The organism is Nocardia sp. NBC_01388 (assembly GCF_045040085.1).
Taxonomy (GTDB): domain Bacteria; phylum Actinomycetota; class Actinomycetes; order Mycobacteriales; family Mycobacteriaceae; genus Nocardia.
The window spans coordinates 5,427,522-5,442,734 of sequence record NZ_CP109553.1 but is presented as its reverse complement, the minus strand read 5'-3'; the positions used below and the strand labels follow the sequence as shown (position 1 = coordinate 5,442,734).

The 15,213-nt window shown below is 67.1% G+C and carries 10 protein-coding genes; 5 read left to right on the top strand and 5 right to left on the bottom strand.

Annotated elements, in window-relative coordinates; translation table 11 throughout:
* Positions 1–113 precede the first annotated feature (113 nt).
* Positions 114–695 (top strand): sigma-70 family RNA polymerase sigma factor, encoded by a 582-nt coding sequence (locus OG716_RS26640; protein WP_297622143.1) that lies wholly within the window; start codon positions 114–116, stop codon positions 693–695.
* Complete coding sequence (locus OG716_RS26635) at positions 688–1,809, top strand: anti-sigma-D factor RsdA (protein WP_405133418.1); 1,122 nt, start codon at positions 688–690, stop codon at positions 1,807–1,809. Before OG716_RS26640 ends, OG716_RS26635 begins: the two co-directional genes overlap by 8 nt.
* Before the next feature lie 102 nt (positions 1,810–1,911).
* On the opposite strand, the gene OG716_RS26630 is transcribed toward OG716_RS26635, so the two are convergent.
* Positions 1,912–2,325 carry a DUF5319 domain-containing protein gene (locus OG716_RS26630; RefSeq protein ID WP_029923780.1) on the bottom strand — a complete coding sequence of 138 codons (414 nt, stop codon included), beginning with the start codon at positions 2,323–2,325 and terminating at the stop codon, positions 1,912–1,914.
* 390 nt (positions 2,326–2,715) lie between these two features.
* Here OG716_RS26630 and guaB point away from each other — a divergent pair, with 390 nt between their 5' ends.
* Both guaB and OG716_RS26620 read left to right on the top strand, forming a co-directional pair.
* Positions 2,716–4,260 (top strand): IMP dehydrogenase, encoded by a 1,545-nt coding sequence (gene guaB, locus OG716_RS26625; RefSeq protein ID WP_327143833.1) that lies wholly within the window; start codon positions 2,716–2,718, stop codon positions 4,258–4,260.
* Positions 4,261–4,439: 179 nt separating this feature from the next.
* A complete protein-coding gene (locus OG716_RS26620) occupies positions 4,440–5,573 on the top strand; it encodes a GuaB3 family IMP dehydrogenase-related protein (protein WP_405133417.1) in 1,134 nt (377 codons plus the stop codon).
* 202 nt (positions 5,574–5,775) lie between these two features.
* Here the strand turns inward: OG716_RS26620 and OG716_RS26615 are convergent, their stop codons facing one another.
* Positions 5,776–6,651, bottom strand: coding sequence for an alpha/beta fold hydrolase (locus tag OG716_RS26615; protein ID WP_405133416.1), 876 nt, complete (start codon positions 6,649–6,651; stop codon positions 5,776–5,778).
* Positions 6,652–6,925: 274 nt separating this feature from the next.
* Here OG716_RS26615 and guaA point away from each other — a divergent pair, with 274 nt between their 5' ends.
* The gene (guaA, locus tag OG716_RS26610) at positions 6,926–8,485 is read left to right on the top strand and encodes a glutamine-hydrolyzing GMP synthase (RefSeq protein WP_405133414.1); all 1,560 of its coding nucleotides are present in this window, start codon (positions 6,926–6,928) and stop codon (positions 8,483–8,485) included.
* Positions 8,486–8,730: 245 nt separating this feature from the next.
* Here guaA and OG716_RS26605 read toward each other — a convergent pair whose 3' ends face one another.
* From OG716_RS26605 to OG716_RS26595, 3 genes are all read right to left on the bottom strand, one after another.
* Positions 8,731–8,931 carry a hypothetical protein gene (locus tag OG716_RS26605; protein ID WP_297622160.1) on the bottom strand — a complete coding sequence of 67 codons (201 nt, stop codon included), beginning with the start codon at positions 8,929–8,931 and terminating at the stop codon, positions 8,731–8,733.
* Positions 8,924–10,648, bottom strand: a complete 1,725-nt coding sequence (locus OG716_RS26600) for a PspC domain-containing protein (RefSeq protein ID WP_405133413.1) — start codon at positions 10,646–10,648, stop codon at positions 8,924–8,926. The genes OG716_RS26605 and OG716_RS26600 overlap by 8 nt, the downstream gene beginning before the upstream one ends.
* A 239-nt stretch (positions 10,649–10,887) precedes the next feature.
* On the bottom strand, positions 10,888–15,117 hold the full coding sequence (locus OG716_RS26595) for a hypothetical protein (protein WP_405133412.1): 4,230 nt from the start codon (positions 15,115–15,117) through the stop codon (positions 10,888–10,890).
* Between the last annotated feature and the right edge of the window lie 96 nt (positions 15,118–15,213).

Sequence of the window (15,213 nt, the reverse complement as noted above, 5' to 3'; positions counted from 1 at the left end):
TAACGACTGGCCCGAATGCGCCAGCCGCTATTGTTGGGTCCGTTCCGCCCCTCCGCGGAAGCACCGGCCCGCCAGCCGTGGTGCCACTCGTAACGCCAGGAACAGCTCTGACGATGAACAACGCGGGTGAGGAGTTGGACCCAGCTGTCGTCGCTGCCGCCGCGCAGGGCGATCGGTCCGCTCTAGCCCAGGTACTGGAGAGCATCCGCCCACTGGTGGTGCGATATTGCCGCGCGCGCATCGGGTCGGCCGAAAGAGGTCAGCTCTCCGCCGACGACGTCGCGCAGGAGGTTTGTCTGGCCGTCATGACAGCCCTGCCTCGTTATCAGGATCAGGGCCGACCGTTCATGGCTTTCGTGTATGGCATCGCCTCCCACAAAGTCGCCGACGCTCATCGCAATGCCGCCCGTAACAAAGCGGATGCCATGGCCGAAGTACCGGATGTCATATCCACCGACCAGGGGCCGGAACAGCGAGCTCTCGATTCGGAGACCAGTCGGCAGATGAACAGTCTGCTGGCCACGCTTCCGGAGAAACACCGCGAGATCCTGATCCTCCGCCTGGTTATGGGTTTGTCAGCCGAAGAAACCGCAGTTGCCGTGGGCAGTACGGCAGGTGCTATACGAGTCGCCCAGCATCGGGCACTCGCGAAACTCAAGACTCAAGTGGCGAGGGCAGGTGAAATGTATGGCTAGGGATGGCGAGCGCGGTCGGGGCGACTGGAAGCGGCTTGGATCGCAGAACAGCGGTCCCTACGCCGAGGCGTCCGGTGACACCGGACCGGTGGACATTGCGGCAGTGCGCCGTGACGACGCGCTGATCGATGCCATCTCCGGCGACGGGCCCGTGCAAACGGGAACGGGTGAGGAGTATCAGCTCGCGGCGCTACTCGCGAACTGGCGTGCGGAGATTCTGGAAGAGCCGATGCCGGCCGGACCGGATCTGGACACCATTGTCGCGGCGGTCAATCAGGAGATCGGCGCCCGGGACGCGCGGATCGGAGCCCAGTCGGGCGGGCGACTACGGCTCGTACGCCCGCTGCTCGGTGCGGCGGCGGCGCTCGCTCTGATCATCGGCGGCCTGTCCGCCTTCTCCTACAACGCAAATCCCGGTGATCCGCTGTGGCGGGTCAAGGAGGTTGTGTTCAGCGAGCAGGCGCAGTCCACGGTGGTCGCGCGGGCCGATGATGCGCTGACGCAGGCGCAGCAGCTCATCAGCGACGGACATCCGGAGCAGGCGCAGGCCGCGATGGAGAGTGCCTCGGCAAACGCGAGTCAGGTCAACGACGACACCAAGAAGACCGATCTGCAGAATCGCTGGCAGGTATTGCTGACGCAGCTGAAGTCGGCGGCGCCGAGCGTGTACAACTCGCTGGTTCCGACGACGTCGCCGAGTTCTGCGATCACTACGCTCCCGCCGGTGACAGTCGTGCCGAACCCCGCCAACCCGAGCGTCACGGTCAATCCGACGCTGCCGCCCGAGACCCATGGTGGCGGCACGACGGTCGATCCCCGCGCTGCCTCACCCGTCGAACCGGAGCCGTCCACGGCTCCGCACGGCGGCGGCATCACCCCACCGGTCACCGTGCCCACGGTGCCGCCTTCGGTGGACGTGACGGAGCCGCCGGTGACCGTTCCGCCACAGACCTCCCCGGCCAGTGAGCCGGGTGGGCCTGCGGGCGGCGGTACCGCGCCGGCGGGTGGTCAGCAGCCGGTGACACAGCCGCCGGTGGAAAAGCCGTCACCGGCTCCTCCGGTGACTCTCGTCCCGACCGTGCCGTCGGTACCGCTGGGTGGGTTGCCCAAGTGATCAGCGCACAGGCATAGAAAAACAGCCGGCCGAGATGGTCGGCTTCTTCATACCGAAAGCCGGGCCCGCGTTCCGAATGGATGCGGGCCCGGTTTCCGTTGTCTAGACGTCGAACCCGTCGAACCCGTCGCCGTGCAACGCCTCGTTCATCGAGGCGTCAGCATAACCACGGCAGTAATCCCAGGTGACGTACGCCTCGGGGGTCGGGTCGTAGGCAGGTTCATGGGGGCGTACCGTACCGTCCACCAATAGCTGGAGGAGGTTGGCGCGCAACATATCCCAGTCGTGGTAGTGGTCCTGTCGGCAGTCCTCGCAGCTGACCACGAGACCGCGGATTCCGCGGTGGGCCAGCAATGCCTCATATACCGCGAGGTCGGCGAGATCCTCTTCGACCGCTAGGCGCTCGTGAGGATCCAACGGTTCCCCCGGCTCGATGGCATCGAGCGCGGCCGACGGGTCGGAGGGATCTCCGGCGAATGGATCCGGCGGCAAGCCAGGTGGTAGATGGTCACGCACAGTCCCACGGTACGCAGAAAGAGGGTGTCTGCGCCAGCGCTGTTAGGTATTTGCCCTCTGTTATCTGCTGTGCTCAATTGCCCTCCGCTTCGCTCCGAGCGGTTCGCGGCCCTGCTACCCGGTTCTTCCCTCCCTGCGCTCGCCGCTGCGCGGCATTGCTCCGCTCGGTCCAGAACCGGGCGGGCCACGAACTCGGGGCCGATGGCCTTTGCTGTGGATGTTCTGGTGGTGCAGCGCACACGGCTCAGGCGTGGCTGCTGTTCGGAATTGCGGGACAGATACCATGGTTGACCAAAGGCCGGGTAGCAAACGCCGGCTTTGTCATTCATCCAGTCGCTCGCCCGAATTCGGGCCGGGGGACTGTGCCGAGCTCCAGGAGGGGTCGATCCGATGAGCAGTCCCGTTACGGGCGAACGAAACGCCGGCCGCCCTCATACGGGTGGCGATGATCCGAACAAGGTCGCGATGCTCGGCCTCACCTTCGATGATGTGCTGCTGCTTCCGGCCGCGTCCGATCTGATCCCCAGCGCCGTCGATACCTCGAGCCTGCTGACGCGCGAGATCACGCTGCGCACGCCGCTGGTGAGCTCCGCCATGGATACCGTCACCGAGGCTCGGATGGCCATCGCGATGGCGCGGGCGGGCGGTATGGGCGTGCTGCACCGCAATCTGTCGGTGGCCGCGCAGGCCGCCCAGGCGGAGACGGTCAAGCGTTCCGAGGCGGGCATGGTGACCGATCCGGTCACCTGTCGCCCGACCGATACCCTCGCCGAGGTCGACGCCATGTGCGCCCGGTACCGCATCTCCGGTCTGCCGGTCGTGGACGAGCAGGGCCAGCTGGTCGGCATCATCACCAATCGCGATATGCGCTTCGAGGTCGATCAGAACCGCCCGGTCGCCGAGATCATGACGCACGCGCCGCTGATCACCGCGCAGGAGGGCGTCACCGCCCCCGCCGCACTGGGTCTGCTGCGCCGCCACAAGATCGAGAAGCTGCCGATCGTGGACGGCAACGGCAAACTGCGCGGCCTCATCACGGTCAAGGACTTCGTCAAGACCGAGCAGTACCCGAACGCCACCAAGGACCGCGACGGCCGCCTGCTGGTCGGCGCCGCGGTCGGTGTCGGCGAGGATGCGTGGTCGCGGGCCATGACCCTGGCCGATGTCGGCGTCGATGTGCTGATCGTGGATACCGCGCACGGACATCAGGCGGGTGTGCTGCAGATGGTCGCCAAGGTCAAGGCCGAGGTCGGCGACCGGGTGCAGATCATCGGCGGCAATGTCGCGACTCGCGCCGGTGCGCTGGCGCTGGTCGAGGCGGGTGTGGACGCTGTCAAGGTCGGTGTCGGTCCCGGTTCCATCTGCACCACCCGCGTGGTCGCCGGCGTGGGCGCGCCGCAGATCACCGCCATTCTCGAGGCCACCGCGGCCTGCCGGCCGCACGGGGTTCCGGTCATCGCCGACGGCGGTGTGCAGTACTCCGGTGATATCGCCAAGGCCATTGCCGCCGGCGCGTCGACCGTCATGCTGGGTTCGCTGCTGGCGGGTACCGCCGAATCGCCGGGTGAGCTGATTCTGGTGGGCGGCAAGCAGTTCAAGAGCTACCGCGGTATGGGTTCGCTGGGCGCCATGCAGAGTCGGGGCGAGGCCAAGTCGTACTCCAAGGACCGCTACTTCCAGGACGATGTGCTGTCGGAGAAGAAGCTGGTGCCCGAGGGCATCGAGGGCCGGGTGCCGTTCCGCGGTCCGCTGGACCAGGTGATCCACCAGCTGGTGGGTGGTGTGCGTGCCGCGATGGGTTACACCGGCGCGCAGACCATTCCGGATCTGCAGGCGGCGCAGTTCGTTCAGATCACGGCGGCGGGTCTGAAGGAGTCGCACCCGCACGACATCACCATGACCGTCGAGGCCCCCAACTACACCACCCGAGCCTGATTGCCCTTCCCTCCTCCGAATTCTGTTCCCTTACCCTCTGATTCGCGGCCCGTCTCGGTCTGGACTGACGGAGCGGGGGAGCGAAGCGGAGGAGCGGAGGAGGGAAGACCGAGACTCCCAGGGCCGCGAATCCGCCGTAGCGGAGCGGAGGCAATCAAACACAGAGAGGACTGACTCGCATGCGCGATATGGTCGAGATCGGCATGGGCCGGACTGCCCGGCGCACCTACGAACTGGACGATATCGACATCGTGCCGTCCCGGCGGACTCGTTCGTCGAAGCAGGTGTCCGTGGGCTGGCAGCTCGATGCCTACCGGTTCGAGATTCCGTTCCTGGCGCATCCGACCGATGCGCTGGTGTCGCCGCGGTTCGCCATCGAACTGGGCAAGGCCGGCGGGCTGGGTGTCATCAACGGTGAGGGCCTGTGGGCTCGGCATGCCGACGTCGAGGCCAAGATCCAGCAGCTGACCGAGGTCGCCGAGAAGGAGGGCACCGAGGCCGCTGTGGCACTGCTACAGGAGCTGCATGCGGCGCCCATGCGGCCCGAGCTGCTCGCGGCCGCTGTCGCCGAGGTGCGTGCCGCCGGTGTGACCACCGCGGTGCGGGTCAGCCCGCAGAACGCGCGTGCGCTCACCCCGAGCCTGGTGCAGGCCGGGATCGACCTGCTGGTCGTGCACGGCACTATCATCTCCGCCGAGCACGTCGGAGACGGCGAGCCGCTGAACCTCAAGACCTTCATCGCCGAACTGGATGTGCCCGTGGTGGCCGGCGGCGTGAGCGATCACCGCACCGCGCTGCACCTCATGCGCACCGGTGCGGCCGGCGTGATCGTCGGCTACGGCTCGATGCAGGGCGCCACGACCACCAATGAGGTGCTCGGCATCCGCCTGCCCATGGCCACCGCCATCGCCGATGCCGCGGCCGCCCGCCGCGACTACCTGGACGAGACCGGTGGTCGCTACGTGCATGTGATCGCCGACGGCGAGACGCTGTCCTCCGGCCATATCGCCAAGGCCATCGCCTGCGGCGCCGACGCGGTCATGCTGGGCGTGCCGCTGTCGCTGGCACAGGAGGCGCCCGGCGCCGGCTGGTACTGGCCGTCCGCCGCCGCGCACCCGTCGGTCCCGCGCGGCGCGCTGCTGCCGTACGCCATCGACGAGGAGCGCGTCCCGCTCGCGCAGGTGCTGGAGGGCCCGTCCAACGACCCGTTCGGTTCGCTGAATCTGGTCGGCGGCCTGCGTCGCGCAATGGCCAAGACCGGCTACTCGGACCTCAAGGAGTTCCAGAAGGTCGGCCTGAACATCAGGGTCTAAGTGTTGTCTCTACGAGACGAACAACGTGGTTGACAGCGGCCCAAGATCTTCGCCCCCTGTTCATCCGCCTTCGGGCGTGATGGGCAGGGGGCGAAATCTGTAGGGCCGATACCGCTCGTGATGTTCTAAGGGCGACAACTGATCTCGTGAGGTCGGGGTAACTCCCCGGGTACCCCCGAAATAGTTTCCGCTCCCAACCGCACTACGCGTCGGTACCGTCGACGGCACCCAGGTTGTGCGCTGAAGGTTCGGAGAGGCGGGTCAGCATGCGGGGGTTGGTGGTGGAGCTGCGGGGGACGATGTGGTCGTGCAGGAATTCGCGGATGGCGGTGTTGACGGCTGCGGGGTGGGTCATGCTGACGGTTTGGCGGCCGCCTTCGATTTCCAGGTAGCGGGCGTCGGGCAGGCGGTCGGCGAGTTCGCGGGCGTGGGCGCGGGGGACGCCGCTGTGGGTGGGGTGGATAACCAGTGCGGGGCAGGTGATCTGGTGTAGTCGATCCAGGATCGAATCGCGGGTGAGGAGGGCGCCTGCGGCCACCTCGATGGCATCCGGATCGCGGGCCAGCCAGCGTTCCACCCACATGGTGCGGGACCATTCGTCATCGCCGATGAGCCAGTGCGCCAGATGGTCCGCCAGGGCTGGGCGCGGGCCCTCCTCATTCCATTTGTCGAGGAAATTGCGGGCATTGGCGAGTTCGGCGCGGGAGGGTTCGTGCGCCTCGGTGCTCATGAGCACGAGTGCCGCAACACGTTCGGGCGCGAGCAGGGCCGTGCGCAGCGCGATGAACCCGCCCTGCGAGATCCCGCCCAGTACCGCCTGCTGCGCGCCGAGTTGATCCAGCACGGTCAGCGCGTCGCGGGCGCAGGTCCAGTAGGTGAACGGCAGCCCCTCGTCCCGAGTGCGACCGTGCCCGCGGGCATCCCAGGACACCAGCCGGAACTCCGGGGTCAATGCGGCCGTTTGCGAGGCGAACATTGTTCTGTCCATGAGGAATTCGTGCCCCAGCAGCAGTACCGGACCCTCGCCCCCGCTGTCTTCGTAGTGGATCTCTGCATCGATCGCACGGGCGAATGGCACGAGGTAGAGGATAGCCAGCACCGGTGACAATCAGCGCCGCTTTGCGGTCCCGCCTCTCCGCACCTTCAGCGCACAGCTCGGGTGCCGTGGACAAATGGGCACGCGTAGTGGCGATTGGGAGCCGAAACTATTTTGGCGGTACCCGGGGAGTTACCCCGACCGGAACGAAATCAGTTGTCGCCTTCGGCGACGCGAGGACGCCTTGACTGCGGTACCCCTTGCGGGACTGTGAGGCGGGTGTGGTGTGGTGGGGATCGCTCCTTAGACTGATTCGGTGGCAGATACCCAGCGACCAGTCCTTGTTGTCGACTTCGGCGCGCAGTACGCGCAGCTGATCGCGCGCCGGGTGCGCGAGGCCAGTGTGTACTCCGAGGTGGTTCCGCATACGGCCACCGTCGAGGAGATCGCGGAGAAGAACCCTCTCGCCGTGATTCTTTCGGGTGGTCCGTCCAGTGTGTATGCCGAGGGGGCGCCGCAGCTGGATCCGCGGCTGTTCGATCTCGATGTGCCGGTTTTCGGTATCTGCTACGGCTTCCAGGCCATGGCGCAGGCGCTCGGCGGCACCGTTTCGCATACCGGAACCCGTGAATACGGGCGTACCGAGTTGAGTGTGGACGGCGGCGTTCTGCACGGCGGCCTGCCGACCCGGCAGCCGGTGTGGATGAGCCACGGTGACGCGGTCACCGATGCGCCCGCCGGTTTCGAGGTCACCGGTACCTCCGCCGGTGCGCCGGTCGCGGCGTTCGAGAATCTGGAGCGGCGGCTCGCGGGTGTGCAGTACCACCCCGAGGTGCTGCATTCGCCGCACGGCCAGCAGGTGCTGAGCCGGTTCCTGCACGAGATCGCCGGGATTCCGGCGGCGTGGACGGCGTCGAATATCGCCGAGGCGCTGGTTGCTCAGGTGCGCGAGCAGGTCGGTGACGGTCACGCCATCTGCGGTCTGTCCGGCGGTGTGGATTCCGCGGTGGCGGCGGCGCTGGTGCAGCGGGCCATCGGCGACAACCTGACCTGCGTGTTCGTCGATCACGGGCTGCTGCGGGCGGGCGAGCGGGAGCAGGTGCAGCGCGATTTTGTCGCCGCGACCGGCGCCCGGCTGGTGACCGTGGACGCTGTGGACAAGTTCCAGAGTGAGCTGAAGGGCGTCACCGACCCGGAGGAGAAGCGCAAGATCATCGGCCGGGAGTTCATCCGGGCCTTCGAGGACGCGGTCGCCGAGGTTGTCGGCGAGCAGGGTGAGACCAAGGTCGAATACCTGGTCCAGGGCACGCTGTACCCGGACGTCGTCGAATCCGGTGGCGGTACCGGCACCGCGAATATCAAGAGCCACCACAATGTCGGTGGCCTGCCCGACGATCTCGAATTCGATCTGGTCGAACCGCTGCGGTTGCTCTTCAAGGACGAGGTGCGTGCCGTCGGCCGCGAGCTCGGCCTGCCCGAGGAAATCGTTGCGCGCCAGCCGTTCCCGGGTCCAGGCTTGGCCATCCGCATTATCGGTGAGGTCACCTTCGAGCGGCTCGAACTGCTGCGGCAGGCCGACGCCATCGCCCGCGAGGAGCTCACCGCCGCCGGTCTGGACAAGTCGATCTGGCAGTGCCCAGTGGTGCTGCTGGCCGATGTGCGCAGTGTCGGTGTACAGGGCGACGGCCGCACCTACGGTCATCCGATCGTGCTGCGCCCGGTGTCCAGCGAGGACGCCATGACGGCCGACTGGACCCGCCTGCCGTACGAGGTGCTGGAACGCATTTCGACCCGCATCACCAACGAGGTACCGGATGTCAACCGCGTGGTGCTCGATGTGACCAGCAAGCCGCCGGGCACCATCGAATGGGAGTGAGCGGTGCCGCCTCCCCGAACCTTTAACGCATGGCCCGGGTGCCGTTGACGGCCGCGCACGCGTGCCGCCGGTTGGGTGCCGAACCTGTTTCGGGGGTCCCGGGGAGTTACCCGGGCCTCACGAAATCAGTTGTCACCTGGGATGAGCGAAGGCCCCGCCGAATTAGGCGGGGCCTTCGGCCTTCTCGGAGGGCAGTCCGCGAAGGCGTCCGCGCTGCCCCGGCGAGGGTGGGGCAGCGCGGCGCGCTAGTCGCTGTTCTTACGGGGCGACAGAACCAATACGATACCGACAACGATTGCGGCGATCACCACGATCCACCCCAGTGACAGTCCACCTGATACCGGCCAGGAGTGCGGGCCGATGAAGGCCCACACGCTCACACCGAGTCCCAGCAGTCCTGCCAGTAGCAGCGAGAACGACGGACGACGATTCTTCTGCTCAGCCACGATTCACCTCCGCGTTTCCCATCTGCACATCGACGGTCAGATTCAGCACCGGACCCGTTGCGGGCCCTGACATTCCACTTACGCAGTTCGAATCACCCATGCGCACAGTGCAAGTGGTGTCGACACGCAGGTTCTGGGGCAGTACCACCCGGGCGTCACCCATGCGCACCGAGACCTTGACGGCCCGATCCTCGGTGAGCTGCAGTTTGCTCAGGTCGAGCGTCGCCGAGCCCATCGAGACGTGATACGCCGGCAGCAGTTCGGTCTGCGCCACCGCGGCCCATCGGTGATCGCCCACCGAGCCCTTGTCGAATTCGATGGGGCCGATCAGCGAGGACAGAATGACGAAACCGGCAAGGGGCGCAAGCAGGACCATGAGTCCGTAGCCGCGCCGCAGGAAGGCGCCGACGATCAAACCGAGTGCGATCACGGCCAGTGCGGCGGCGCCGATGCGGCTGGGCGTCATCCACTCCACACCCGAGGCGGCCGCTGCTCCGGCGGCGGCCGCGGCCAGGATGGCCAGGCCGATCACCATGAGGGTCAGGCGGGAGCGGGGTTTGCGCGGTGCGGCCTGTGCCGGGAGGGTCTGCTGGACCGAGCCGGGGCCGGGTTCGGGCAGATCCCAGGCCAGTGGGGCGACGCCGAGCGGATCCCAGCCGGGTGGGGTGGGGCCGAAGTCGGGGGAGATGGGGGCGGGGCCGTAGGCGGTGTAGGGGCGCTCGGAGGCGGACGGAATCCGGTGCAGGACAGGCGGTGTGCCGTCGGGCAGCTGATCCTGTGGCGCTTCCGAGGTGTTGCCCGCTCCGGATTCGGTGTCGCCCGCCTCGGATTCGGTCGAGGAGTCGTTCAGGTTCGCGGAATCCTTGTGGAGCACGACCGTCGCCTGGTCGTCGGCCGGTGTCGGAACATCCTGATTCGCAGGGGTGCTCGCCTCGGGCTTGCGCAGCACCACGATCTCCGATTCCGCTGCAGGAGTCGAGACATCCTGCGGCACATCCTGATCGGACTTCAGCACTGCGGTGTCCTGAGTCGGCGACCCGGTCTCCGGTGAAAAGCCGTGCTGGGCAAAGGCTTCCGTGGGAGCGTCCGAAGCCGGTGGCTGGTTCGGATCGGGCTGGTAGCTGTCCGGCAGCTTCGTGTACGGCCCGTAGGTGTCGAATGGTGCTGTGGTGCCCGGGTATCCGGTCCAGAACGGTGAGTTCGCCATGGGGAACTCACCGAGCGTCGCATCGGCGGCAGCCTGCTCCAGATAGTCCTGCGGCGGTGCCGGCTGCCGCTGGTGCAGCAGCCACCAGCCGGCCAGCATGAGCGCGAAGCTGATCACGCCCGACCCGCCCAGTCCGACGCCGACGGGACCGACGGTGGTGACGGCGATACCCAGCGCCACCAGCAGCACAATGGTCTTGGACGAGGTCTGCGAGCTCTGCCCCCGGCCGAAAAGCGATTCGGCCGCGGAGGATTGGTCGCCCGACTGGCTCAGTAGCAGCCAGGCCATCAGATAGAGCACGATCCCCGCCCCGCCGAACAGTGCCGACGTGACGAACGCGACCCGCACCAGCACCGGATCCACGTTGTACCGCCGCCCGAACCCGGCCGCCACCCCCGCGATCGGCCCATTGTTCGGCAGCCGAACCGGCCGGGTCTGCCACATATCGTGAAGTTGATCAGCGAACCCGGCACGCCCGGTGCCCCTGGACCAGTCGCTCGTTCTCGTCATGGGTTCCATAGTCGTTGCGGGGCAGCTCCGGGCGCATCGGGGAACACCCTGAAACACCACCTGAACTTGCCCGCAGGCGCGCTATCGACATGGTCAGCACACGGATCGATGCACCGATCGACCGCACGGTGGCCGGTAGACCGGTCGCGGTAGACAGCGCTGCCGCAGCCGAGGAGTCCGCAGCGTGCCGGTGACGCTTCAGATGCGGGGTGGTCAGCGTGAGATCTCCGCTGTGCCGGTCAATTACATGGTGGCTTGTAGGGCAGCTGAGGTAGATAGCGCCGCCACAGCTCGGGAGTCCACATCGAGCCGGTGACGGTGCAGATGCGATCGATGGCATGCTGCTCGTCCAGATCCCACAGGTGCACCGTGCCGTCTCTGGAGCTCGAGGCCGCGTGCCGGCCGTCGGGTGCGAGTGTGGCATTCCAGGCGTACGCGTCTGATTGCACCAGGGTGCCGATATTCGCGGGGTGGGCCCGGTCGGTGAGATCCCACTCTTGCAGTGTGCCGTCCACTCCGACGGTGACCAGGGTGCGGGAATCCGCGGTGAACCCGACCGGCTGGATGGGCAGAGTGTTCGCGGTGAACGGCGCACCGAGCCGGACCGGTTTCGCCGGATTGCCGATATCCCAGGCCTGGATCAGTTCGTTGCTGGTCGTGATCATGGTCCTGCGGTCGGGCGTGAGGGCACCGGTGTCGACCTCCGAGGCGGGTTGCCGCACCAACTCCGAGATCCGTTGCGGCTGTGCCGGATCGGCGATGTTCCACAACGTCAGTGAGAATTCCTGATGTGCGGCCGTCTCGGTGGTCGAAAGGAAGATCAATGTCCTGCCGTCGGAACCGAACAGGGGCATGCTGTGGCCCTCCGGCATCGGAAATCGATTGCCGATGGCCTTCGGCTGGACCGTATCCGAGAAATCCCAGAGCTGCACCATGTTCCCGCTGGTGGTGGCCATGAGCCGAAGATCAGCGCTGAAGGTCATGCCGGCGGGTGCAGTGGAGGTGAGTGCGGTGGAGGTGGGAATACGCCATTCACCACGTCTGCGGATATGTGCGGCGTCGGACGCGTCGAGCGTCTGCACGGCGCCGTGCAGATAGTCCAGCACCAGGAGCGTATTGCCGTCCGCGGACAGCTTTCCCCATCCGTAGGCGGTGTCGGTGCGATACTCGCCGATTCGCTTGGGCATCTGAGGATTTCGGATATCCCACAGCGCAATGCGGCCGTCGCCGGAGTTGGTGGCCATGCGGGCGCCGTTCGCGGCGAATACGGGCGGCGCGGCCCACCCGGTGCGCCCGGTGAGTACAGCGGGCGGCAGTGACCAGATCTGAATGCTGCCACTGAGACCACCGGCGGCCACCGTACGCCCGTCGGGGGCGAAGTCGAACGTTGTGGGGCCGCCGGAGCAGGGCGTCGTCAGGCTGTCCAGGTGGCACAGGGTGGGATTCATTGTCATGTTGTCGATCGAGCGGATCGGATCGGCCGGATCGGTGACGTTCCAGAGTGTCGGCCCGCGACTGCCGCTTGTCGCCAGCAGTTCGCCGTTCGGCGAGAACTCCATCATGGACAGGCCGAGTCGGTCGGTGGACAGCGTCGACAGCAATCGCGCGTGTTGTGGATCCGCGATATTCCACAGCTGCACATTGGAATTGGTCCCGTTCGTCGCGGTGCCGTCGTAGTCGGCGCCGACCGCCAGCACGGTGCCGTCGGGGCTGAAGGCGAAGGCGATCAGCGGGCCTGTGGTGCTGCCGCTGACGGAAGGGTTCACCGGCGTGGGGTTGGTCGGATCGGCGACATCCCACAGCTCTGCGGTGTTGGACATGGTGCCGTTGTTGATGCGGCCCAGCAATCTGCCGTTCGGGCTGAAGCCGATCGGACCGATCAATCCGGAGGCATGCTCGTCGCGCACCTGCTTGGACGAGGTCAGGATCGGGCCGGCGGGATTGCTCACGTTCCAGAGCGTGAGGTGGGTGAGGGTCAGTGCGGCGAGCGTGTGGCCGTCGGGTGCGAACGCCACCCGGGCATCCTGCGCATCGGACAGGCCGGGCAGGGTGGCCAGACGGCGAGGTGCCGCCGGCACCGAGATATCCCAGAGTGTGACACCGTGATCGGGTGCATCGTGCACATTCGTGGTGGCCATGAGGGCACTCTGTGAGCTCATGGCGACCTCACTGATCCCGTTGATCTGCTGGCTCAATGCTCGGGGATGCCTCATGTCGGTGGTGTCCCACAGTCGCAGACTGCCGTCGTTCTCGGACAGTGACGCGAGCACCTGGCCGCCAGGCTGGTACTCGATCCTCTTGACGGCCTGCGAATGGGCGGCGGTGATCGTGACCAGCGGACTGGCCTCGGTCTGCCACAGTCGGGACCGCACGGCCGAATCACCGGGATGCATGCGCCAGGCGATCAGATTCATTTGGGCTGCCAGCGACGGATCCGTTTGCTGCGCTTGGTCGGCGGCGGTGAGTACGGCGGCGAAGTCCTTGTCGTCGCGCCGCTGGTCGGCGAGGCGGTTCTGGTAGTAGAGGCCGGAGGCGGTGATAAGCAGGACTACCGTGAGGAGCAGCATGTTGATTCGACGGAACCGGGAGCGGCGGCTGATCTTCTTGCGTGCGCTTGTCGCGGCGGTGAGGAATTCGTGGGCCAGGGGACCGACCGGGGGTGGGTCTACGTTGTCGAGGGCGTTGTGCAGGCGGGTGCCTCGGTAGAGGAGGGAGGAATCGCGCTCTTGGGCAGCCCATTCGGCGGCGTCGGTTTCCAGGCGCTGGCGGGTGAGATAGCCGACTCGGTCTTCGTCGATCCAGGCGCGGAGGCGGGGCCAGGCGGTGAGGATGATTTCGTGGGTCAGGGTGACCGCGTCGGAATCCAGGGTGATGAGGCGGGTGCGGGAGAGCAATTCCAGTGCGGCGGTGGCGTCTTCGGGGTCGGAGACGCGGCTTAGGAGGTCCGGGCGCTGGGCGGGGCGGCGGGTGTCGCGGGAGCCCTGGGTCACCGTGACCAGTCCGAGCAGGATCGCCTTGGCGGCCTCGCGCTGGGTGGAAGAGAGTTCGTTCCAGGCGTATTCGGCGGTTTCGGCGACCGAGCCGACCACGCCGCCGGCATTGCGGTAGCCGGTGACGGTGAGGCGGCGGCCTTCCCGGTGCTGCCAGGTCGCGGCCATGACGTGCGAGAGCAGGGGGAGGGCGCCCGGATCGTAGGTGCGGCGGCCGTAATGGTCACCGGCGCCGCACAATTCGGTGATCACCAGTTCTTCGAGGCCGGGTTCCAGCTCCAGGCCGACAGCCCGCGCCGGGCCCGAAATCGCCTGCGCCAGTTCGTCGGGGCGCATCGGGCCGAGCAGATAGCTGCGGTGTTCGAGGGCATCCTGCAGGACCAGGTAGTTCAGGCAGTGTGCGTAGAAGTCGGCCCGCAGCGCGACCACCACGGCGATCGGATCATCGGCGCGCTCGGCGCAGCTGTTCAGCACGGCCAGGAACTCCTCGCGTTCCTGCTCGCTGTCACACGCGGTGAACAGTTCCTCGAATTGGTCGATGACCAGCAGCCGCCGCGGACCGCCGCTGCGCGGAGCCAGCGCCGCGCGGATCACGGCGACCTGGATTGCGGTGGAAGCGGTGCCGGGATCTGCTGGGGCAGAATCTGATTCCGATCCGACCCCGTACCCCGATCCGGTACCGGTCGGCGATTCCGGCGCATCCTGTGGGTTCGAGGCGGCTGCTGATTTCGGTGTGGGTCCGGTACCCGCGCCGGGCGCAGTGTGCGGGTCTGCGGTGGCTTGTGAGACCGGCACCGCGGCGGTGCGGCTGCCGTCCGGTGTGAGCGCGAGGTTCGGATATGTCTCGGAGGACACGTTGCCCGTGACGGTCTCGAAGAGGGTGGCGAGCGGGTGTGCGCCGGGGGTGAGAGCTGTTGTCTCCCAGTCGGCGAGGGTGGGTAGCAGACCTGCGCCGAGCAGGGAGGATTTGCCCGCGCCGGAGGCGCCGATCACGGCGACCATGCCGGTGGAATCGCGGACCAGGGCGGTGAGTTCTGTGGTGGCGCGGGTGCGGCCGAAGAACAGGGTGCGGTTTTCCGGGCGGTAGGAGGTCAGGCCGGGGTAGGGGCAGGCGGCGTGGTTGTCCTCTTCGGGGTTCCATGTGGTGGCGGCGTGCCAGAGGCGTTGCCATTCGCGGGTTTCCGCGAGTTCGCGGGGGAGTGAGTGCCCGGCTTTGCGGGCGAGTTCGACGAGGGTGAGCACCACCGGGAGCAGGGATTCGAAGCGGGCCGGGACATTTCGGCCGGCCTTCCAATCGCTGATGCGCTGGGCGGACGCGCCGCCCGGACGATTGCCCTGGGCGGCGCGCATCCGGGCTTCCGCCGCGGTGGCGACCCGGCGGAGAGTCGGATTGCCCGCCGCTTCATAGAGTTCGGTGAATCGCTGCGCGAAAAGAGCTCGTGGCGAACAGATCTGCTCCTCGGCCTCCCCGGTCACCATGGTGCTTCCCCTATGCGCTTGTCCCCCGCGAGCATCAGGCCAATCTAGCTGCTGCGCGTCACGATTGCCGATGCGGCGGCGCACCGTGGAGTTACG

What these genes read in the sequence shown, in the direction of transcription:
- OG716_RS26640 (WP_297622143.1), top strand. Translation starts at nt 114, where the DNA reads ATGAACAACGCGGGTGAGGAGTTGGACCCAGCTGTCGTCGCTGCCGCC.
- OG716_RS26635 (WP_405133418.1), top strand. Translation starts at nt 688, where the DNA reads ATGGCTAGGGATGGCGAGCGCGGTCGGGGCGACTGGAAGCGGCTTGGA.
- guaB (WP_327143833.1), top strand. Translation starts at nt 2,716, where the DNA reads ATGAGCAGTCCCGTTACGGGCGAACGAAACGCCGGCCGCCCTCATACG.
- OG716_RS26620 (WP_405133417.1), top strand. Translation starts at nt 4,440, where the DNA reads ATGCGCGATATGGTCGAGATCGGCATGGGCCGGACTGCCCGGCGCACC.
- OG716_RS26600 (WP_405133413.1), bottom strand. Translation starts at nt 10,648, where the DNA reads ATGACGAGAACGAGCGACTGGTCCAGGGGCACCGGGCGTGCCGGGTTC.
- OG716_RS26595 (WP_405133412.1), bottom strand. Translation starts at nt 15,117, where the DNA reads ATGGTGACCGGGGAGGCCGAGGAGCAGATCTGTTCGCCACGAGCTCTT.